This is a genomic window from Massilia sp. Root418 (assembly GCF_001425265.1).
GTDB lineage: Bacteria > Pseudomonadota > Gammaproteobacteria > Burkholderiales > Burkholderiaceae_D > Rugamonas.
The window spans coordinates 157070-178112 of sequence record NZ_LMEC01000024.1 but is presented as its reverse complement, the minus strand read 5'-3'; the positions used below and the strand labels follow the sequence as shown (position 1 = coordinate 178112).

The 21043-nt window shown below is 68.2% G+C and carries 16 protein-coding genes and 1 riboswitch; of the genes, 6 read left to right on the top strand and 10 right to left on the bottom strand.

What is annotated here, in order from left to right; all coding sequences use genetic code 11:
* Nucleotides 1-37 precede the first annotated feature (37 nt).
* Nucleotides 38-1057, bottom strand: coding sequence for a DUF58 domain-containing protein (locus tag ASC94_RS25865; RefSeq protein WP_056402938.1), 1020 nt, complete (start codon nt 1055-1057; stop codon nt 38-40).
* Between the two features lie 122 nt (nt 1058-1179).
* Nucleotides 1180-2100, bottom strand: a complete 921-nt coding sequence (locus ASC94_RS25860; protein WP_056402934.1) for a MoxR family ATPase — start codon at nt 2098-2100, stop codon at nt 1180-1182.
* A 59-nt stretch (nt 2101-2159) separates the two neighbouring features.
* Between ASC94_RS25860 and ASC94_RS25855 the strand changes: the two genes are divergently transcribed.
* Both ASC94_RS25855 and ASC94_RS25850 read left to right on the top strand, forming a co-directional pair.
* Nucleotides 2160-3086: a histone deacetylase family protein gene (locus ASC94_RS25855; protein ID WP_056402931.1), complete on the top strand. Its 927-nt coding sequence runs from the start codon at nt 2160-2162 to the stop codon at nt 3084-3086.
* Between the two features lie 21 nt (nt 3087-3107).
* Nucleotides 3108-3494: a glyoxalase/bleomycin resistance/extradiol dioxygenase family protein gene (locus ASC94_RS25850; RefSeq protein WP_056402929.1), complete on the top strand. Its 387-nt coding sequence runs from the start codon at nt 3108-3110 to the stop codon at nt 3492-3494.
* A 113-nt stretch (nt 3495-3607) separates the two neighbouring features.
* On the opposite strand, the gene ASC94_RS25845 is transcribed toward ASC94_RS25850, so the two are convergent.
* Together ASC94_RS25845 and ASC94_RS25840 are read right to left on the bottom strand one after the other, a co-directional pair.
* Nucleotides 3608-6721, bottom strand: coding sequence for a response regulator (locus ASC94_RS25845; protein ID WP_056402926.1), 3114 nt, complete (start codon nt 6719-6721; stop codon nt 3608-3610).
* 131 nt (nt 6722-6852) lie between these two features.
* The gene (locus ASC94_RS25840; RefSeq protein ID WP_056402924.1) at nt 6853-8835 is read right to left on the bottom strand and encodes an OPT family oligopeptide transporter; all 1983 of its coding nucleotides are present in this window, start codon (nt 8833-8835) and stop codon (nt 6853-6855) included.
* Nucleotides 8836-9014: 179 nt separating this feature from the next.
* Between ASC94_RS25840 and ylqF the strand changes: the two genes are divergently transcribed.
* The gene (gene ylqF / locus ASC94_RS25835; protein ID WP_082616849.1) at nt 9015-9965 is read left to right on the top strand and encodes a ribosome biogenesis GTPase YlqF; all 951 of its coding nucleotides are present in this window, start codon (nt 9015-9017) and stop codon (nt 9963-9965) included.
* A gap of 88 nt (nt 9966-10053) precedes the next feature.
* Here the strand turns inward: ylqF and ASC94_RS25830 are convergent, their stop codons facing one another.
* The 3 genes from ASC94_RS25830 to ASC94_RS25820 form a co-directional block, all read right to left on the bottom strand.
* Nucleotides 10054-10860 (bottom strand): class III extradiol ring-cleavage dioxygenase, encoded by an 807-nt coding sequence (locus ASC94_RS25830; RefSeq protein WP_056402918.1) that lies wholly within the window; start codon nt 10858-10860, stop codon nt 10054-10056.
* Between the two features lie 79 nt (nt 10861-10939).
* On the bottom strand, nt 10940-11797 hold the full coding sequence (locus ASC94_RS25825; protein ID WP_157201594.1) for a hypothetical protein: 858 nt from the start codon (nt 11795-11797) through the stop codon (nt 10940-10942).
* On the bottom strand, nt 11794-13971 hold the full coding sequence (locus ASC94_RS25820; protein WP_056402911.1) for a M1 family metallopeptidase: 2178 nt from the start codon (nt 13969-13971) through the stop codon (nt 11794-11796). The genes ASC94_RS25825 and ASC94_RS25820 overlap by 4 nt, the downstream gene beginning before the upstream one ends.
* 61 nt (nt 13972-14032) lie before the next feature.
* Nucleotides 14033-14338, top strand: a riboswitch (cobalamin riboswitch).
* A 66-nt stretch (nt 14339-14404) separates the two neighbouring features.
* Between ASC94_RS25820 and ASC94_RS25815 the strand changes: the two genes are divergently transcribed.
* The 3 genes from ASC94_RS25815 (at nt 14405) to ASC94_RS25805 (ending at nt 17483) form a co-directional block, all read left to right on the top strand.
* The gene (locus ASC94_RS25815; protein ID WP_056402908.1) at nt 14405-16378 is read left to right on the top strand and encodes a TonB-dependent receptor; all 1974 of its coding nucleotides are present in this window, start codon (nt 14405-14407) and stop codon (nt 16376-16378) included.
* Nucleotides 16379-16515: 137 nt separating this feature from the next.
* Complete coding sequence (locus ASC94_RS25810) at nt 16516-17166, top strand: thiol:disulfide interchange protein DsbA/DsbL (protein WP_056402905.1); 651 nt, start codon at nt 16516-16518, stop codon at nt 17164-17166.
* 11 nt (nt 17167-17177) lie between these two features.
* On the top strand, nt 17178-17483 hold the full coding sequence (locus tag ASC94_RS25805; RefSeq protein ID WP_082616848.1) for a hypothetical protein: 306 nt from the start codon (nt 17178-17180) through the stop codon (nt 17481-17483).
* Nucleotides 17484-17545: 62 nt separating this feature from the next.
* On the opposite strand, the gene ASC94_RS25800 is transcribed toward ASC94_RS25805, so the two are convergent.
* Genes ASC94_RS25800 through ASC94_RS25790 form a run of 3 tightly spaced genes read right to left on the bottom strand, consistent with a single transcriptional unit; the run spans nt 17546 to nt 21040 of the window.
* Nucleotides 17546-18451 carry an efflux RND transporter periplasmic adaptor subunit gene (locus ASC94_RS25800; RefSeq protein WP_056402902.1) on the bottom strand — a complete coding sequence of 302 codons (906 nt, stop codon included), beginning with the start codon at nt 18449-18451 and terminating at the stop codon, nt 17546-17548.
* 14 nt (nt 18452-18465) lie between these two features.
* Nucleotides 18466-18666, bottom strand: a complete 201-nt coding sequence (locus tag ASC94_RS25795; RefSeq protein ID WP_056402899.1) for a DUF1656 domain-containing protein — start codon at nt 18664-18666, stop codon at nt 18466-18468.
* A complete protein-coding gene (locus ASC94_RS25790) occupies nt 18656-21040 on the bottom strand; it encodes an FUSC family protein (protein WP_229417412.1) in 2385 nt (794 codons plus the stop codon). The genes ASC94_RS25795 and ASC94_RS25790 overlap by 11 nt, the downstream gene beginning before the upstream one ends.
* Between the last annotated feature and the right edge of the window lie 3 nt (nt 21041-21043).

Sequence of the window (21043 nt, the reverse complement as noted above, 5' to 3'; positions counted from 1 at the left end):
CGCAGGCGGGGCCGTGGCATGGCTGCGGGCGGCGCGGTCACGCGTAGGCCTCCTGGCCGTACAGGGCCAGCGCGCGCAGGCAGGCCGCGCGGTGGGCGTCGCCCAGGCCGGGCGGCAGGTCGTGGTGGCCGATGCGGAATGCGTAGGGCAGGGCGCGCTGCTCGGCTTCCAGCACCCAGCGCGTCATGCGCGAGAGCCGCTGTTCCAGGTCCATGGCGATGGGCAGCAGCGCGAAATCGAGCGCCATCTCGGCCACCGCGCCACCCTCGAAGTGCTTGGTGCTGAGCTGTCCGCCCAGCGCGGGGTCGTGGCGCGCGATCTGGCGCCAGGCCAGGTGGCGCAGCGGGTCGCCCGGCTGGTAGCTGCGGATGCCGGCGAAATTATCCAGCCCCACCTGGCCGTGGCCGTCCTCGCTGGCCGCGCCGCTCATGGGCAAAGGCGGCGCATTGTTTTCCGGCGCCGGGTACACCAGCACGCGCAAGTCCGGCTCCCAGTAAGCCCAGGCGCGGAACAGGCCGAGCGGAAAGCGCGTCACCAGGCGGACGCGCGGCGCCGTCAGCCAGCCACGGCCCTCGGTGGGCGCGGAAAGCACCAGCGCCGCGCCGCCCCCGGCCGGCACGTCCAGCGCATGGCGCGGCTCGCCGTCGTGCTGGAAGCCGAACCAGATGGCGTAGCGGCTGCGCGGCGTGCCGTTGCGCACCTGCAGCTCGAACTGCGCCTCCTGCCCGGAGAACACCGGCTGTGCGCGCCCCGGAGCCAGGCGCAGCAGGGCCAGGTTACGGGCTGTCATCACCATGTCGGCCACGGCGCAGGCGCCGGTGAAAAAGGTCAGCGCGAAGCCCAGGCCCAGGGTGTAGTTGATGGAACCGATCAGCATGATCAGCAGCAGCCCGCAGAAGGCCATGCCGGGCCGCGTGGGCACGATGAACACGCGCCGCATCACCAGCAGCACTTCGCCCGGCTCGCGCCCGCGCAGCTGGAACAGCCAGCTGTTGAGCCAGCGCCGCAGCGCGGCCGGCAGGGGCAGGGTGAAGGAATGGCGCGGACGCGGCGGCATTGGGGGCACAGGCGGTACGGGCGGTGCAGGCGGCACGGGAGGCACGGGAGGCACGGGAGGCTGGGGTGGCACGGGCGGCATGGGCGGCATGGGGCTGCGTCGGCTGCGTGGGGTAGCGGCGGCTAGACCGGCACCGACGCCTGCAATTGCAGCACCAGGTCGCGGCTGGCCAGCGCCACGCCGTGCGCCGCCTTCAGCGGCCGCAGGCGGTGCGCGCAGACCGGCACCAGCACCGCCTGCACGTCCTCTGGCAGCACATGGTCGCGGCCCTCCAGGGCGGCCCAGGCGCGCGCCGCCTGCAGCAGCGCCAGCGCCGCGCGCGGACTCAGGCCCTCGGCGAAGGCGCCGTTCTGGCGCGAGGCCTGCGCCAGCGCCTGCACATAGGTGGCCAGCGCCGGCGACACGTGGATCTGGCGCAGGCTGCGCTGCGCTTCCAGCAGTTCGGCCGCCGTCATGGCCGGGGCCAGCGACTTGAGCATGGCACGGCGGTCGTCGCCCAGCAGCAGGGCGCGTTCGGCGGCCGCGTCCGGGTAGCCGAGGGACAAGCACATCAGGAAGCGGTCCAGCTGCGATTCGGGCAGCGGGAAGGTGCCCACCTGGTGCAGCGGGTTCTGGGTGGCGATCACGAAGAACGGCTCCGGCAGGGCGCGCGTGACGCCGTCGGCCGACACCTGGCGCTCTTCCATGGCTTCCAGCAGGCCGGACTGGGTCTTGGGCGTGGCGCGGTTGATCTCGTCGGCCAGCAGCACTTGCGTGAAGATGGGGCCGGGATGGAACACGAAGCCGTTCTTCTCGCGCTCGTAGATCGAGATGCCGGACACGTCGGCCGGCAGCAGGTCGCTGGTGAACTGGATGCGGTTGAACTGCAGGCCCAGGGAAATGGCCAGCGCGTGCGCCAGCGTGGTCTTGCCCACGCCCGGCACGTCCTCCACCAGCAAATGGCCGCCTGCCAGCATGCAAGTGAGCGCCAGGCGCACTTGCGGGTCCTTGCCGACGATGACCTGGCTTACCTGGCGGGCTACCGCGTGCAGTTTGGTATACATGGTTCCTGTTATGATCCCGTGGTAGATTACAACTTGATTCTACGGCAAAGAAATGAGACATGAGTACAGCAATTTATAGCCACCCAGACTGCCAGCGCCATGAAATGGGAGAATGGCATCCCGAATCGCCCGCGCGGCTGCAAGCGATTGCCGACCAGCTCATCAACGCACACATCGATGGCCTGCTGGAGCACCGCGATGCACCGCTGGCCGAGTTGTCCGACATCGAGCGCAACCACAGCCGCAACGCCATCGGCATCGTGCGCGACAACGTGCCCGGGGCGGGCGACTACTACCCGATCGACGGCGACACCTCGCTCAATGCCCACAGCTGGAAAGCGGCCCTGCGCGCCGCCGGCGCCGCCGTGGCGGCCACCGATGCCGTGATCGCAGGCGACATCGCCAACGCCTTCTGCGCCATCCGTCCGCCCGGCCACCACGCGCGGCCCAGCGAGCCGATGGGCTTCTGCCTGTTCAACAACGTCGCCATCGCGGCCAAGCACGCGCTGGACGTGCACGGCCTGCAGCGCGTGGCCGTGGTCGATTTCGACGTCCACCACGGCAACGGCACCGAAGAGGCCCTGCGCGGCGAACCGCGCGCGCTGATGGTGAGCTTTTACCAGCATCCCTTCTATCCCTACAGCGAAGTGGGTCCGGAAACGCCGAACCAGGTGAACGTTGCGGTGCCGGCGCACTCCAAGGGCGACGTGGTGCGCCAGCTGGTGCTCGACAAATGGCTGCCCGCGCTGCACGCCTTCAAGCCTGAGATGATTTTCATCTCGGCCGGCTTCGACGCCCACCGCGAGGACGACATCGGCGGCATGGGCCTGGTGGAGGCGGACTACGCGTGGATGACCCAGCAGGTGATGGCGGTGGCCAAGCTGTACGCCAAGGGACGCATCGTGAGCTGCCTGGAGGGCGGCTACAACCTGTCCGCGCTGGGGCGCAGCGTGGTGGCGCACGTGAAGGTGCTGGCGGAACTGTGATTTTGAGCGTGGGAGGACGGCATGGCGATACAGCTGGACCATTTCATCGTACCGACGCGCGACCAGGTGGCGGCCGCGCAATTGCTGGCGGAATTGCTGGACGTGCCGTGGGCCGAGACTGCGCTGGGGCCGTTCTCGCCGGTGTTCATCAATGAGGGCCTGACCCTGGACTTCCTCACCACCGACGAAGCCTTCCCCGTGCATCACTACTGCTTCCGCGTGGGGGAAGAGGAGTTCGACGCCATCCTGGCGCGGCTGAAGGGGCGCAACATCGCGTTCCGGGGCAGCGTGCGCGGGCCGAACGACGGCCGCATCAACACCGACTACGGCGGGCGCATGGTCTACTGGAACGAGCCGGACGGCCACCAGTGGGAGATGCTGACGGTAAGCTACGCGCGCCGGAGGTAGGCGGTGGGACGGCGGGTTACGGCCTGCCGGCCTAACCCGCCCTACGGGCCGTGCTCCGTAGGCCATGTCACCTAATGTGCACGCGATGTCCACGCGATGTCACGTAGGGCGGGTTAGCGGCTTGCCGCGTAACCCGCCAGCAGCGCCGCCACTTCCTCCACCACCGGCGGCAGCGCCGCCAGCACCGTAGCGATGCCGGTGCGGCACGCCTCCGGCCCGGCATTGCCCCCATGCTGGCGGATAGTCTGTTCGGCCAGCGCAGACAGTTGGCTGAGCTGGTCCGCGCCTATGGTGCCGGCCAGTCCCTTGAGCACGTGCAGCGCGGCGCGCGCGGCGGTAAAGTCCTGCGTGTCGGCAGCGCTGCGCAACTGGCCGCCCAGGTCCTCCGCCTCGGCGCCGAAGCTGCGCAGGGCGATCAGGTAGACCGGCATCAGCCCGCCCATGCGCCTCAGCGCGCCTGCGCTGTCCAGCAGCGGGCTTGCGGGCGCTGCCGATGCTGCCGCTGCTGCTGCCGCTGCTGCTGCCGCTGCTGCTGGCGCCGCCGCCGGCGCTGCTACCGCCGCCGGCACTTCAGCCGCCGCCGGCACTTCAGCCGCCGCCGGTGGTTCCGCCGCCGGCACCGAAGGCGCCAGGGCTGCGGGCGCCGTGGTTCCGGCGGGCGGCGCGGCGTGCAGCAGGATCACGGCAATCAGCTGCCGCAGGTCGAAAGGCTTGCCGATGTGGTCCACCATGCCCGCCGCCAGCGCCAGCTCGCGGTCCGACTGCATGGCATTGGCCGTTATGGCAATGATGGGCGGCGTGCGGCTGCCCAGCAGGGCGAGAATGGCGCGCGTGGCCGCGTAGCCGTCCATGTCCGGCATCTGGATATCCATCAGGATCGCGTCCGGCAGCGGGCCCTCGCGGCGCAGCGCGGCGATCGCATCCTGCCCGCACGGCGCCACCTCCACCAGCGCCCCCTCGTGGCCCAGCAGCTCGCCCGCCACCTGCTGGTTGGTGGGATTGTCCTCCACCAGCAAGATGCGCATCCCGTCCAGCAGGCGTTGCGATTGCGCCGGCTCGTTCAGCAGGGCGGGGCGATGGCCTGAGCGCGCGTCGGCTACCGCGTCGAACAGCATGGACGGCGTCACCGGCTTCACCAGCACCCCGTCCAGCACCGGCATGGCCGCGCTACCCTGCTGCGCCTGGCGCTGCGCCAGCATTTCCCGGTCATGCGCGGTCACCATGATGATCACTGGCGTGCTGGCGGCAGGCATCAGCCCGCGCACCTGCAGGCTGGTTTCCCAGCCGTCCATGAGCGGCATGCGCCAGTCCACCAGCAGCACGTCGTAAGGCCGGCCTGCGCTGCGGCCCATCACCATCTGCAGCGCATCAATGCCGCTCGGCGCCGTCTCCACGCGCCAGCCGAAAGACGCGGCCATGCCGGCCAGCACCTGGCGCGCGCTCGGATTGTCGTCCACCACCAGGCAGTCCAGGCCGCGCAGCAGCGCCGGATCGCAGGACTGCGGCTGCTGCTGCGGCGCCGCCTCGGGCAGTGCGACGAGGAGGCGGAAGGTGCTGCCCTGGCCTGGTATGCTGTCCACTTCCAGCGTGCCGCCCATCAGGTGCGCCAGGCGCTGCGAAATGGCCAGCCCCAGGCCCGAGCCGCCGAAGCGGCGCGCGGTGGAGGCTTCGCCCTGCGAAAAGCCGTCGAAGATGCGTGCGCGCTGCTCGGGCGTGATGCCGATGCCCGTGTCGCGGATGGCGAACACGATGCGGGTGCCTTCACCCGCCCCCTGCCCAGCGGACTGCACGGACAGCACCACTTCCCCCTGTTCCGTAAACTTAATGGCGTTGCCCGCCAGGTTCAGCAGGATCTGCTGCAGGCGCAGCGAGTCGCCCATCAGCCACGGCGGCAGCGCCGGGTCGACCTCGAACAGCACCTCCACCGGCTTGCCGCCCACGCAGGCGGACACGATCACGGACAGGTCGCGCAGCAGGCGGTCCAGGCTGAAGGGATGCAGGTCCAGCGCCAGCTTGCCCGCCTCCACCTTGGAATAATCGAGAATGTCGTTGAGCAGGCCCAGCAGCGAGCGCGCGGCCGATTCGGCCTTGGCCGCATAGTCGCGCTGGCGGCCGTTCATCGGCGTCTGCTGCAGCAGTTGCAGCATGCCCAGCACCGCGTTCATCGGCGTGCGGATCTCGTGGCTCATATTGGCCACGAAGGCCGACTTGGCGCGGCCAGCCTCCAGCGCCAGATCCCTCGCCTCGGACAGCTTGTCCACCGTGCGGGCCTGCTGGCTCAGGGCATAGTGCGCCCCCAGCAGGGACGTGCTGGCCATGATCAGCAGCACCGCCAGGAATATCGTGTCGTTGAAGGCTTCCCTGCGCCAAGGCGCGAGGAAATCGTCGCTGGACAGCCCAACCAGGACGAACACCGGATACTGGCCGATGCGTTCGATGCTCACCACGCGCTGCAAGCCGTCGCGCGCGCTCACGGTGGTATAGGTGGCGTGCTGGCGCTGGCTGGAGAGCACCGCCATGGTGGGCGGCGACATCGGCGCCTGGCTGCCGATCGGCGTATCGGCCACTTCCGGATAGCGGTGCAGCAGGCGGCGCTCGTTGTCGATCAGCGTGATCACCCCATTCGGCCCCACGTTGAGGGACTTGAGCACACCGGTGACGGTATCGGTGGTCATCAGCACATAGGCCGTGCCGCCGAAACTGCCGTCGTCCCGGGTGAGGGGGTAAATCATCGGCAGTACCCGCTCGCCCGTGATGCGCGACGTCACCGGCACCCCGAACACCAGCTCGCGGCCCTGTTTCGCGCGCGCGTAGAATTCGCGCACGGTCAGGTCCTGGATCTTGGCCGGGTCGATATCCTCGCCGTAGACCACGCGGCCATCGTGGTCCGACCCGCGCACCGAGCGCGCGTGCGGAATGCGCTCCTTGAGCGAGCGCAGGAAGGCGCTGAAATCGTCCTCGTTGAAGCGGCCCTGCGCGTGGGCGGTGCGGAACTCCAGCGCCGCGCGCCGCATGGCCAGGTCCACCTCGTAGAAGTGGCCCCGCAGGAAGTGCTCCAGCGTGATGGCCAGGTTGCGCGAAGTCTCCTCCGCGTTGGCGTAATAGCGCTGGCGGCTCTCGTGCAGCGTGTGCAGCACAAAGCCGGTGACGATCAGGAACGCCGCAGCCACTGTCGCCACCAGCACGGCGAACAGCTTGCGCAGTCTGCTCAGGGTCTCGAATCTCATGGTTGTTGTATGCCGGGCGCCCAGTCATTGCTACATTAACACCGGTGGACGCCGCAAGCAAACCGGCCGCCGTGTCCGAAGGGACAGGGCGGCCGGCTTGGGGGAGGGCGGGCCGATGGCCCTGGAAGCGTTTAAGCCGACACGCGCTGCGCGCTGCGGCTGGACCAGCGGTACAAGCCCACCACCACCGCCGCGCCCACCACGAGCGAGATCAGCATGGTGGTGTGCTCGCCCAGCGAGTTGGCGATGGCCAGCGGCTCGCCCTCGCCCGAGAGCACGATCAGGCCGGCCAGCGCCACGTTGAACAGGCTCTCGCCGACAATGAAGCCGGACATGATCAGCACGCCCAGGCGCTTGGCCACTTCACCCCAGGTCTGGTGGTGCACGGCGCGCTCGAACAGGTAGCCCGCAACTGCGCCCACCACCACCGGCGCAGTCACCGCGCTTGGCAGGTAGATGGCCAGGCCCACGCCCAGCGGCGGCAGGCTGTATTTGTTGTTGGACGCTTTTTTCAGGATGAAGTTGAGCACCACCAGGCCCAGGCCCAGCGCGGCGCCCCAGCCGATCAGGTGCCACGGCAGGTTGCCGCCGATGACGCCCTTGGCCAGCGTGGAGATCAGCGTGGCCTGCGGCGCGGCCAGCGGCTGCGAGGAAATCGCCTGCAGGTTGGGCGCGCCGGCAAAGCCGTTGGCGCGGTTCAGCAGCTCCAGCACCGGCGGCACCACGCAGGAACCGGCGAACACGCCGATCAACAGGGCGACCTGCTGCTTCCACGGGGTGGCGTCGACCAGCTGGCCGGTCTTCAGGTCCTGCAGGTTGTCGTTGCCGATCACGGCCACGGCCAGCACCACGGTGGTGACGAACAGCGCGTAAGCGATCAAGGCATGCGCCACCTCCGGACCCATCATGTGCTTGCCCACCGCGCCCACCGACAGGGCGGCGCCCAGCACGGTCAGGATGGCGATGCCGGACACCGGCGAATTCGAAGAGCCGATCAGGCCGGCCATGTAGCCGCAGACGGCGGCGGCGAAGATGCCGGCCACCAGGATGTAGCCCACGCCGACTGCGATCAGCGCCGGCGCCACGCTGGACAGCACGCCGCCCTGCAGGAAGGTGGCCAGCAGCCAGCCGGCAGGGACCATGGCGATCAGGGTCACCAGGCCGACGATAAAGATCGGCATGTCCTGCTCGGTGCGCGGCAGCACGCCGCCATTGAGCTTGGACTGGCGCGACGCCTCCATGGCCGACTTCAGGCCGCCGATGACAGGCTTGGCCAGGCCGGCCAGGGTCACGATGGCGGCTGCGCCGATGGCGCCTGCGCCTATCATGCGCACGTCGGTTTTCCATACCTTGAGGGCCCAGTCGGCGGCCGACAGGTCCGGCATCGGCTGGGCGGCCGTCAGGATCGGCACCAGTACGCCCCAGGCGATGGCCAGGCCGGCCAGCATGGCGATGCCGACGGTAATGCCCATCAGGTGGCCGGCGCCGATCAGCGCCAGCGAGCTGGAAGCGCCGATGCCGGTGGCGCCGCTGCTGGTGCGGAAGTACACGGCCATCTCGCCGGCCATCACCTTCACGGCGGCGCCGGCGGCGTACAGCGCGGAGGCCACGCTGCCGAGAATAACGGCCATCAGGCCGGCCTTGCCCTCATCGGCGCCGGCGCGCGAGGACGTGCCTACTTTCAGCACTTCCGCCGCCGCCACGCCTTCCGGGTATGGCAGGTCCGAGGTCGACACCAGCGCGCGGCGCAGCGGCACCGTGTACATCACGCCCAGCACGCCGCCGATGGCGCAGGCGCCGAAGGTCGGCCAGAACGGCACATTGGCCCACCAGCCTATCATCAGCAGGCCGGGCAGCACGAAAATCACCGAAGCGAGCGTGCCGGCGGCCGACGCGATGGTCTGCACGATGTTGTTTTCTTGAATAGTGGCGTTCTTGAAAGCGCTCAGCAGCGCCATCGAAATCACCGCGGCCGGGATCGAGGTGGCGAAGGTCAGGCCCACTTTCAGGCCCAGATACACCTGCGCCGCCGTGAATACCAGCGTGATCAAGATACCGAGGATCACGCCGCGTACTGTGATTTCGCCGGGCGTGGACGGGGGAGCTTTAGTCATGTTTCACGACTCCATGTATATATAAATATTTATAAAATGGAAAAAATTTTGTGCCCCATCATAGCCGACCTTGACGTAAACGGGAACCAGACCGGGAACCAGACCGGCACCAAACTCCCGGAGGGTGCCGGGGAGCAGGTAAAATAGCGGATTACACCAAAGTAGCAGAAGGCAACAGCATGGCAATTCAATGGTATCCGGGGCACATGAACGCCGCCAAGAAGAAGGCGGCCGAGCAGATGGAGAACACCGACCTGGTGATCGAGGTGGTCGACGCGCGCTTGCCCGAAGCCAGCTGCAACCCCATGGTGGAAGAGCTGCGCCTGTTCCGCCAGCGGCCCTGCCTGAAGATCCTCAACAAGGTCGACCTGGCCGACCCGGACGCCACGGCTGCCTGGGTGGAATACTACGACCGCCAGGAAGGCGTGACCGCCTACGCGATGACCACCAAGAAGCCGGGCGACGTGGCGCGCATCCCGGACATCGCCAAATCGCTGGCGCCGCACCGCGGCGTGCCGACCAAGCCGCTGCGCATCATGATCATGGGCATCCCCAACGTCGGCAAATCGACCTTGATGAATGCGCTGCTGAAAAAGCGCGTGGCCAAGGTGGGCGACGAACCGGCGGTGACGAAGGTGCAGCAAAAGCTGTACCTGGACAAGAACACCGTGCTGGTGGACACGCCCGGCATGCTGTGGCCCAAGATCGCCATGCCGAGCGACGGCCTGATGCTGGCCGCCAGCCACGCCATCGGCTCGAACGCGCTGATCGAAGAAGAAGTGGCCGAATTCCTGGCTGGCGAAATGCTGCGCCGCTACCCCGAGCTGCTGGTGGCGCGCTACGGCTACAAGAATATTGACGAGATGGACGCCATCGCCGTGGTCGAAGGCATAGCCGCCAAGCGCGGCTACCGCCAGAAAGGCGGCGACTACGACTACGAAAAAGCGTCCCACATCTTCCTGCAAGACTACCGCACCGGCGCGCTGGGCCGCATCTCGCTGGAGACGCCCGCCACGCGCCAGGCCGCGCTGGCCGTGTTCGCCGAAGAGCAGCGTGTGAAAGCCGAGCTCGCCGCCGCCAAGGCCGCCGCCAAAGAAGCCGAACGCATGAAAGGCAAGCGCGGCACCTGACCGAATAAACAATGGGGTCAGAACAATGGGGTCAGGGTTAATTAATTTGGAAATATTTCCAGATTAATTAACCCTGACCCCATTTTTTTTAGCCGAAGCGGAAGCTGGAGACGGCGAGGCTGCCCATGAAGGCGTCTTCGTGGTAGACCGTGGCGGCGGCGTCGGCGCTGGCGGCGCCGTGGGCGACCATCAGCGGCAGCAGGTGCTCTTCGCGCGGGTGGGCGGCGCGCGCGGCCGGGGCGCGCTCCCAGGCCAGCAGCCGCGCTTCGCGCTCGGCCGGCGGCAACGCCATCGATGCGCGCAGCCAGGCGTCGAATTCATGCGAGGCAGCCGCGCCAGCCGCGCCGAACTGGCGCAAATTGTGGTAGCTCAGGCCGCTTCCCACGATCAGCACGCCTTCTGCCCGCAGCGGCGCCAGCGCGCGGCCGATGGCGATGTGCTCGGCCGGGTCCAGCCCCTGTTTCAACGAGAGCTGCACGATGGGCACGTCCGCCGCCGGGTAGATGGGCTGCATGGCCGAGAAGGTGCCGTGGTCGAAGCCGCGCTGGGCGTCGAGGTGGGCGGCAATGCCGGCGCCGGCCAGCAGCTGCTGCACGCGCGCGGCCACGTCGGGCGAGCCGGGGGCGCTGTACTGGATCTCGTAAGTGTAGTCGGGGAAGCCGCCGTAGTCGTAGATCATCGGCGGCCGTGGGCTGGACGAGATCAGAGGTTGGCGCGCTTCCCAGTGCGCCGTCACCACCAGCACGGCCTTGGGCCGCAGCCCGCCGAGCTGGCGCGGGATGTCTTCCAGCGAGGCTTTCAGCGCGTCGTAGCGGCCGCCGTACTGGTCGAGCATCCACGGCCAGGGGCCGCCGCCGTGCGAGAGGAAATAAGTGGGAAGGGCAGTGCCGGACATGGAATTCTCCTGATTGTCGATGCACTGACTATAGGCTTGCCGGCCTTGTTCATCAATCGTGTTTTTATGGATGGATCGTTCAGGATTTGTTAATAATCCCGATGAGCGCAAACAGCCGCGCGCTGCGCATCCAGGCCAGCAGCACGGCGATCGTCTGCGTCAGCAGCAGGGCGAACGCGAAGCCCACCACGCCGACGTGGGGCAGGTGCACGCGCGCCAGGCCCAGCGCGGCCGCTGCCGCCAACCCGATGAGGCTGATGGCGGCATAGCTGCCCAGCATGGCGCCGGGGTGGCGCGCCAGCAGGCGCAGGCCGTGCCACCAGGCCACGACGGCCGAGCGGCGCCGGCGGTCGGCCGCCAATACGGCGCGGCCCGCGTCCAGCGTGGCCAGCGCCAGTGCCAGCAGCAGTGCGGCGATGGCATCGGCCGTGCCGCGCAGGTACTGGCCGTCGGCGGGCGTGATGGCGGTGTCGGCGCCGCTGCCCGCCAGGTGCTGCGCGGCGCTGCCGAGGCCGAGCGCGGCGCCCAGCGGCACCGCGGCCCACAGCAGCATGCGCAGCATGCGCGGGTATTCGGCCACGGCGCCTGCCAGCAGCTCGCGCAGCACGGGCGTGCCGCCGAAGCGCGCGGCGGTGGCCACCGCGCCGGTCAGCAGCGGGGAGAGCAGCAGCGTGACCAGCAGCGCCGTGCCTGCGCCCAGTTTCAGGGCCAGCGGATTGCGTCCCTGTTCGGCCATGAGGTCGGCGATGTTGGACAGGTCCAGCCGCTGCGCCAGCTCGGCCGCATGCACCGAGTGGTCGAAGGCGGCGCTGAAGTGGCTCCAGAACGGCAGCGCCAGCGCGAGCGTGGGCAGCAGCAGGGCGATGGTCCACAGCGCCAGCAGCCGCCATTGCAGGGCGGCGCGCGTGGCGCGCAAACAGGTGTCGGTCAATGTCATATCGTTGCAATCAGGGTCAGGATGGCTTGCGCGAGCGCGGCCAGGTCGAAGGTCCAGCGGCGCGAGGCGGTGCCGTCGGCTTCCACGGTGCGGCTGTCGTCGAGTTTGTTGGTGTCGAGCAGGTGCTTGCGCTCCGGGTCCAGTTCGGCCGATACGGCCTTGACGGGTTTCTGCCAGACGAAACGCTCCCAGCGCTCGCCGTTTTGCGGGTCCCACTTGACGGTTTCGCTGCTGCCGTCGGCGAAGCGCACCCGCAGCGTCTGCGGCACGGCCTCGCCGCGCCGGCGCACCACTACTTCGGTGCGGAAGGGGTAGGGCGCGGCGGATTTTGCGCGCGCCGCTTCGATCTGCCTGTCCACCTGTTCTTGCGTGAGCGTGACGCGCTTGCCGTTGACGATGCGGCTGCCCGGCTGCGGCAGCACTTCCTCGCTGTCGATGGACTGCACGCGGTCGTCCACTTTGCCGGTGCTGTAGATCTGCTGCGCGAACACGCGCTCCACCAGCGCGCGCTGGCCGCTGGCCTGGGCCAGCGTTTCGCGCAGGTCGGCAATGCTGGGATGGCGGAAGCGCCAGCGCTTGTAGTATTCCTTGAATGCCTGTTCGGTGGCTTCCTTGCCCAGTTGCGCTTCCAGGTCGTGGAAGATGATGGCGCTGCGGTTGTAGGCCGGGCCGACGCCCTGCAGACGTGAATACGCGTTCTGGCCGGCCGGGTCGGCCGGGTTTTCGCGCACCGCGCCGCCCAGCTCATAGTGGAAGCCGTCAAAGCCCGGCGAAACGCCGATCGCGCGCAACCACCACGGCGCCGGATGGACCTGCTGGCCGCGCTCGCGCGCCATGCGCATGTTCCAGTATTCGTTCAGGCCTTCGTCCAGCAGCGGCTCTTCGAATTCGTTGGAAGCGAGGATGCCGTAGAAGTAGCCATGGCCGAATTCGTGGATGTTGACCAGGTCGAGGTCGAATTCCTCCATCGAGCCTTTCGGCACCTTGGTGAAGCTGTCCGCCGTGTAGAAGGTGGGGTACTCCATGCCTGCCGCCGCCCCGGCGTTATGCGGCGGCAGCACCACGGTCAGGGTCTTGTAGGGGTAGGGCCCCAGCGTTTGCGAGTAGTAGGTGAGCGCGTCCTGCGCGGCCTTCAGGGACGGCGCGGCGCTGGCCGCGAACTCCGGCGCGTACAGCACCTTGATGCTGACGGGCGGGCTGCCGGCGCCGCTCCAGCTGCCGGTAAGCGGCGGCGCGTAGCGGCTGTCGGCGGTCCAGGCGAAATCGTGCACGTCGCCCTGCACGTAGTGGTGCGTGAGCATGCCGTCCTTTTCCACAGGCGCGCCTTGCAGTTCGCCGGTGGCGCCCACGGTATATCCCTTGGGGACGGTGAGCTTGACATCGTAGCTACCGAAGTCCGCGTAGAACTCGGACTCGGCGTGGTATTCATGCACGTTCCAGCGTGGCTTGGTGGCGCCGCGCTCGCCCGCCAGTTCCAGCACGCCGATCTTGGGGAACCATTGCGCCACCAGGTGGAAGCTGCCGAAGTAGCCGCTGCGCGAGAGCAGCCGTGGCAGCTGGCTGTGGAAGTCGATGGCGAGCGTGGTGCTGGCGCCGGCCGGCACCGGCTGCGGCAGGTCCAGGCGCAGCACGGTGCGGTCGCCGGCCGGGCCGCCGTCCGGCTGCACGAAGGACTGCTCCACCCTGGCGCCGCCCTGCGTTACGCTGCGCAGGTCGATGTGGCCCCATTCGCCGTCCTTGGGATCGGCGCTGAACAGGCCCTTGCCGCCCATGGCGCGGTGCTCGGTGAAGAAGGTGGTGCCGGCGTGTTCGAAGGCATTCAGGTAGAGGTGCAGGTAGACCGTGCGCACTGGGTGCGCGCTGCGGTTGCGCCAGGTGAGCTGCTGCTTGCCGTCCACCGTGTGCTTGACCGGGTCCAGCGTGGCCTCGATCTTGTAGTCCACCACGCGGTCCGACAGGGTGGGCTCGCTGCCGGTGCGCGGTTCGCCCCAGGCGTCCGGCGCGCTGGGCGTGGCCACGGCGGCCGCTTGCGCCGGGGCGAAGGGGATGCCGGTGTCCGTGTAGGGCTCGGGGATGGCGATGACCTGGACTTGTGCCAGGGCCAGCGCGGCCAGGGTGGCGGCGGCTGCGGCGCACAGGGCGGTTGCCAGTTTGCGGTAGGGATGTGCGTTCATGCACGCCACTATAAACCAAGCCCGTAATTAATTACCAACATTATCAAGTTTGTGCCGAGGAGTATAATGGCCGCGTTTTGGTGCCCGCGCCCATGTCCATGGACGCAGTTAAACGGGAAACACAAGGCAGCCAGCGCTCACCGGCAGCGCGGCGGCCAAGGTGTGCTGCCCCCGCAACGGTACGCAAGCGCCGCGCTGTCAGCTGTCAGCTGTCAGCTGTCAGCTGTTAGTTGTCAGCTGTTAGTTGTCAGCTTTTGTTTGCGCGGCAGGCTGGATCGACAACCACTGTGCAGGCTTGCCCTGCGCCGGAAGGTGATCCCGTCCCGTCTTGCCAGCCCGGATACCGGCCAATCCAGGTGGAAGCGCGTCCAGCCTTCCGTTGAATCCGGCCTGCGGGGACGCAGGCGGATGCTCACTACGCGTAAAGAACACAATGAACCACTCGAACTCCCGCCGCTCGCCGGCACCGCTGGCGCTTGCCCTTGCCCTGTGCTTCGGCGCAGCCGCCCCTGCCTTCGCACAAACCCCGGCCCAGGCGCTGGCCCCCGTCGTCGTCACCGGCGCCCGCTTCGACAGCGACCCCTCGCTGCTGCCCATCGGCGCCACCGTCATCAGCGCGGCCGAGATCCGCCGCTCGGGCGCGAGCGACGTGAACCAGGCTATCCGCAAGATCGGCGGCGTGCTGGGCCACCAGAGCCTGGACGGCAGTCCCGACTTTGCGCTGGACCTGCGCGGCTTCGGCACCAACAGCAGCCAGAACATGGTCGTCATGCTGGACGGCGTGCGCCTGTCCGAGAACGAGCTGAGCTCGGCCATCCTGTCCACCATCCCGGTCGATTCGGTTGAGCGCATCGAGATCACGCGCGGCGGCAGCAGCGTGCTGTTCGGCGACGGCGCCACCGGCGGCGTGATCCAGATCATCACCAAGCGCCCCGGCGCGCGCAGTGCCGGCACCCACGGCAGCGTGTTCGGCGAAGTGGGCCAGTTCGGCCTGCGCGAAGGCCGCGCATCCATGATGCACAGCACGGACAGCTGGGCCTTCGACCTGTCCGGCGGCGCGCTCGATACCGACAACTACCGCGACAACAATGCCTTCAAATCGCGCAGCGTGAACGCCGGCGCGCAAGTAGCTTTCCCGGACGGCCGCGCCGGCGTGCGCCTGTCCGGCACGCGCCAGGATTCGCGCTTCGCCGGCTCGCTGACCCAGGGCCAGTTCGACACCAACCCGCGCCAGGCCAGCACCAAGCATGACTTCGGCTCGCTCGACAGCGACCGTTTCACCGCCTTCATCGAAGCCAAGGTGGCGGGCTACGACCTGGCAGCGGAGCTGTCGCACCGCCGCAAGGAGCTGGAAGCGGCTTACTTCTACGGCACCGGCTCGTCCGTGCTGGACTACGAAAGCAAGCAGACCCAGTTCTCGCCGCGCGTGCGCAAGCTGGGCCAGTTCGGCGGCGTGCTGAACGAAGCGGTGGCCGGCATCGATTTCATCGACTGGACCCGCGACCAGAAGGGTTCCTCGCCGGCCAAGGCGACGCAGAAATCGAAAGCGCTGTACCTGCGCGACGAAGTCAAGTGGGACGCTTTCCGCCTGGCCGCCGGCGTGCGCCGTGAACTGTTCGACAAGGCCAACACCGATCCCGCGCCATGGGCAAGTGCCAATTACGACGTGACCCAGGCCTTGAACGCCTGGGACGTGCAGGGCAGCTATGCGCTGTCGCCGAAGGCCACGCTGCACGCCAAGATCGGCCACAGCTACCGCGTTGCCAACGCCGACGAGAATGGCTACACCCCGGTGCCTAACGCCGTGCTGCAGCCGCAGACCTCGCACGACCTGGAGCTGGGCACCAGCTACTCCGACGGCAGCGCCAAGCTGTCGGCGCGCGTGTTCCGCCACGAGCTGCGCAACGAGATCTTCTACGATCCGACCGCCGGCGCGTTCGGCTTCGGCGCCAACACCAACCTGGCACCGACCAAGCGCCAGGGCTTCGAGCTGGATGCGAGCACCGAGCTGGCGCGCGACTGGACCCTGAGCGGCCATTACCAGCGCGTGAAAGCCACCTTCACGGAAGGTGCCATCGCCGGCCGCGAAATGGTGCTGGTGCCGAAGAACGTGCTGAGCGCGCGCCTGTCCTGGACCCCGGCCGACGGCCAGAGTGCCGACATCGGCGCGCAGTGGGTGGATAGCCAGCGTTTCGGTTCCGACTTTGACAACAGCTGCGCCGCGCGCATCCCGTCCTACACCACGCTGGACGCCCGCTACGCGCGCAAGTTCGGCGCCTGGGAAGTGGCGCTGTCCGGCCTGAACCTGACGGACAAGAATTACTACGGCATGGCGTTCCAGTGCAAAGGCGGCATTTACACCTCGGACGGGCGCCAGCTGAAGCTGTCCGCGCGCTACGAGTTCTGAAGCGTGCTTGCACAAAGCATAATTAAGTGAAGCTTAAAATCCCCGCCAGCCGGGGATTTTTACCTTCCGGCCTGATGGCGTGGGCAAAAAAATGGTAATCTCGCGGCGTTTGCCACTCTTACTCTAGAAGGACCACTATGCGATTTCTGCGCCTGATCATTGCCGCCGCCGCCCTGTCGTTCACCGCAGCCGGCGCTTCCGCCGCTGAACCGAAGGAAGGCGTGGACTTCACGACGCTGGCTTCGCCGGTGCGCACCGACACCGGCAAAAAAGTGGAAGTGATTGAATTCTTCATGTATTCCTGCCCGCATTGCAACGCGTTCGAGCCCGCGCTGCACGACTGGGTGAAGAAGCAGGGCGACAAGATCGCCTTCCGCCGCGTGCACTTCCCGGCCGGCGGCCCGAACGACGCGCAGGCGCACGCCTACCTGACGCTGGAAGCGATGGGCAAGCTGGACGAGTTCCACAACAAGATCTTCCGCGCCATCCACGTGGAGCGCAACCGCCTCAACAAGGATGACGCCATGACCGATTTCCTGGTCAAGAACGGCATGGACAAGGCGAAGTACCTGGAATACTTTAATTCCTTCGCCGTGCAGACTAAAATGAAGCGTGCGGCCCAGGTGGTCAACGCTTACAAGGTGGAGAGCGCACCGACCATCGTGATCGATGGCCGCTTCGTCACGTCGCCTTCGCAGGCAGGCCGTCCGGGCCAGTCGGAGCTGGCGTCCCAGCAGGCGACGCTGGAAGTGATGGATTACCTGGTGGCCAAGGCCGCCAAGAAATAAAGACGGGAACAATGAGCGATACCGAAAAAGAAGTGATGGCGATGTACCGCGAGTCCGCGCCGGATGAGAACAAGCTGTTCTGGCGCAGCCACATCAACCATGTTGCATGGAGCTTGCTGCTGGTGGTGCTCGCCTTTTCGGTATGGCTGATGATCGCGCTGGCCAACGCGGAGAACCAGCGCAACGCCTACGCCGGCAAGAAGTGCGAGGACCGCATGTTCAAGGGCGAAACCGACATGCAGTGCATGAAAACGGTGCGCACCCGCGACCATTGGTGGGAGCACGTGGGCTACGCGCTCACGCACACCAAGCCTTGACGACCAACCCGCCACGGCGGGTTTTTTTACGTCCGGGGCACGGCGGGCCCCGCTAACCCGCCCTACGACCCGTGTGGTAGCGTAGGGCGGGTTAGCGCCGCGGCGCGTAACCCGCCGTCCACGCGGACCGTGCAGGTGGTACCCGCCACCAGCATGAGATCCGTGGGAACGGCATCCAGCAGGATGCGCACCGGCACGCGCTGCGCCAGGCGCACCCAGTTGAAAGTGGGGTTGACGTCGGCCAGCAGTTCGCGGCCGGTGCCCGCGTCGCGGTCGGTGATGCCGCGCGCGATGCTGTCGACGTGGCCGTGCAGTACGGCGCCGCCGCCCATCAGGCTCAGTTCCACCGGCGCGCCGCCTTGCAGCAGCGGCAGCTTGGTTTCCTCGAAATAGCCCACCGCGTAGTACGACGCGCTGTCGATGATGGCCAGCTTGGCGGCGCCCACGGCGGCGAAGTCGCCGGCGTGCACGTTCAGGTTGGTCACGTAGCCGGACACCGGTGCGCGCACCACGGTGCGCTCCAGGTTCAGCTGCGCCAGTGAGCGCGCGGCCTGCGCGGCGCGCAGTTGGGCACCGGCGCTGTCGGCGGCGAAGCCGGCGCTTTCGCGGTTCTCGGCCGAGATGACGGCGTCGTCCAGCGCGGCGCGGCGCTGGGCCTCCTTGCTGCGGCGGCCGCGCTCCACCTGCTGGGCTGCCAGCAGCGCGTCGGACTGCGCCAGCGCGGCGCCGTAGCGCGATTTGTCGATCACAAACAGCACGTCGCCCTGCTGCACCAGCTGGTTGTCCTTCACCAGTACGCTGGTGACGGTGCCGGCCACGTCGGCGCTGATGTTCACGACGTCGGCCTTGATGCGGCCGTCGCGCGTCCAGGCCGACTCCATGTAGCGGTCCCAGGCCGACTTGGCCAGCCAGAGGGCGCCGCACAGCAGCAGGGCGGTAAAAAGGAAGCGGAAGATCTTGGCGGTCATGGTTGCTTGGGTAGTCAGGAATAGAAGGCCAGCGTGAGCGCGCTGAAGATGCAGGCGAGCAGGCACAGGCGCGCTAGCGCCGGGTGCCACACGCGGCGGTACAGGCCGGCGTGGCCGAGCACCCGGTCCAGCGCGGCTTGCAGCAGCAGGCTGGCCAGGAACAGGAGCAGCAGGGTGGGGATCAGGATGCCGAAGACGGCGAGTTCACGAGGCATGGGGGGCTCCGGTGCTGGACTGTGGCAGCTGGTCCAGCAGGCAGGTGTGGATGGAATGCAGGTCGGTCAGCGCCGTGCGCAGCCGGGCCGCGCGGCTGGACGCGGCTGGACCGGAGGCGGCTGGCCGGGGCGCGGCTGGCGCGGCGCCCTGAAGCGCGGCGGCGGGCAGTGGGCTCGGTTCCGGCTGGGCGGCAGGCAGCGCGGCGCGTACGGTGGCGCCGGCGCGCAGCACGGCGGCGACTGCGGTGGCGCAGCGCTGCTGCGTGGGTGCCCTGAAGTAGGCCGCCAATGCGGACACGCAGTCCCGCAGCGCGCTGCGGGCCAGCGGGTCGGCAGCGTGGCCGGCATCGTCGATCAGCGCGCGCAGTTCCAGCACCGAGTGGCCCAGCTCCAGCAAGGTCAGTCCCTGCCGCACCACGGCGCGCTCGGCCTCGCTCGGCGTGGGGCCGGCGGCTGCGTTGAGCTGGCTGAGCAGGTCGCGCACGCGGTTGTCGAAGCGGTGGCGCACGGCGGCGACGCGCGGCGTTCCGCAGCGCCATGGCAGCGGCAATTTCGCCAGCGGCACCGGGGCCACGCTTGCCAGCGGCAGCTTGGTCAGCCTGGCCAGCGGCCAGTGCAGGGGCGCGGTGCAGGTCGCCAGTGCTTCCCGCCACAGCGCGGCCGCTACGTGGTCCTTGTGGCCCATGGTGTGCCCGGGCAGTACCACGGCAAAGATGGCCCAGGCCAGCGCCACGCCCAGCGGCATGGCCAGCGTAGTATTGAGGAAAGCCGCTACGTCGTAGTGCGCCAGGTTGGCTGGCGCAATCACCTGCGCGCTGAACAGGCAGATGCCTATGCCCACGCCGGCGCGCCTGGGATCGCTGATCAGCCAGGCGCCGCCGGCAAACAGCGGCGCGGCGGCCAGCACCAGCATGGGGTAGCCGCCGGACGGCATGACGAGGAAAAACTCGGTGATGAAAGACAGCGGCCAGGCGATCAGGAAGCCCGTCATGACCTGCTTGATCATGGCGGTGGGCCGCGGAGAGGACGAGGCCAGCGCGCAGAAGATCGCGGTCATCAGCACCGCGTTGACGGCGTAGGGCCAGGCCATCCAGTACCACACAGCGGCCACCGTCAGCAGCGCCGTGGCGGCGCGGAAGCCGCTGGCCAGCACGATGGCGGGCGGCGTCTTCGGCGTGTAGGCCCGCGGTTCATTGATCTGCATGCGCTTGCGCTGCGCCAGGCCGTGGTAGACGGCGGCGAATTCGCCGAGCTGGCGCGCAAAGCGTTCCAGCAGCTCGATGGCCGTTTCGACGTCTACGCGGTGCGGTGAGGCGCTGCTGCCGTCGTGCACGGACGCGCGCGCAGTGGCGATATCGGCGGCCAGGGCGCTTTGCAAGTCGTCCGGCGCGGCGCCTTGCAGGGCTTCGCCGTGTGCCGGCGTATATGCCAAGGGCTGCGCCAGGGCTTGCGTCAAGGCTTGCGCCAGCCGGGCCAGCAGCGGTTCGATCAGCATGGGGACCGGCGAGGCGGCGTCCTGGCGCAGGCGGTGCGTGAGGCGGTGCAGGGTATAGAAGGTAGTGAGCGCAGCCATGAAGGCGGTATTGAAGGCGTGCAGCTGGCGCGTGTGGGCGCGCGCATGCGCCGCTTCGAAGAAGGCGGCGGCGCGGCCGGATTCCAGCGCGGCGATGTCGGCGGCGAAGCGCAGGTGGGCCAGCTCGGTTTCGGCGGGCGCCGTCTTGTGCTCCAGCGCGCCGCGGCAAAAGTCCAGGAAGTGCAGGTAGCGCGCCTGCACGGTGCGCATCACCTGCGCACTCTGGTGGCGCGGCAGCAGCGCATCGTGCACGACGGTGGCGCAGATCACGCCCAGGCTCACCTCCACCACGCGCGTGACGGCCAGCGCGAATACGGCCGCAGGGTGGTCCAGCGCGGGAATGGCGATCATGGCGGCGGTGTAGCCGGCCAGGACGAAGCTGTAGGATTGCTGGTTGCGGTACATGGCCGCACCGCAGGTGCAGGCTGCGATCCACAGCGCCAGGCCGATGAACGTCAGCGGCGCCTGTTGCGGGAAAGCCGCCACCAGCAGCAGGGCGCTGGCGCAGCCAATCACGGTGCCCAGCAGGCGGTAGAAAGCTTTTTCCAGCACCATGCCGCTGCTGGGCAGGGCCAGGATAAAGGTGGTGGTCATCGCCGTGGTGGGCGAATCGAGGCCGAGCCGGAAGGCCAGCCACAGCGCGCTGAAGGCCGCCAGCAGCGCCTTGGCGACGAATAGCCAGCGTTCGCCCCCGCTGCCGGCCCAGCTCCCGGCCATGCCGGCCAGGTGAGCCATCCGGGACAGCCCGGCCAGCCGCGCCTTGGTGTGTGTCAGTTTGTAGGGGGCTGGGTCCGGGGTCATAGT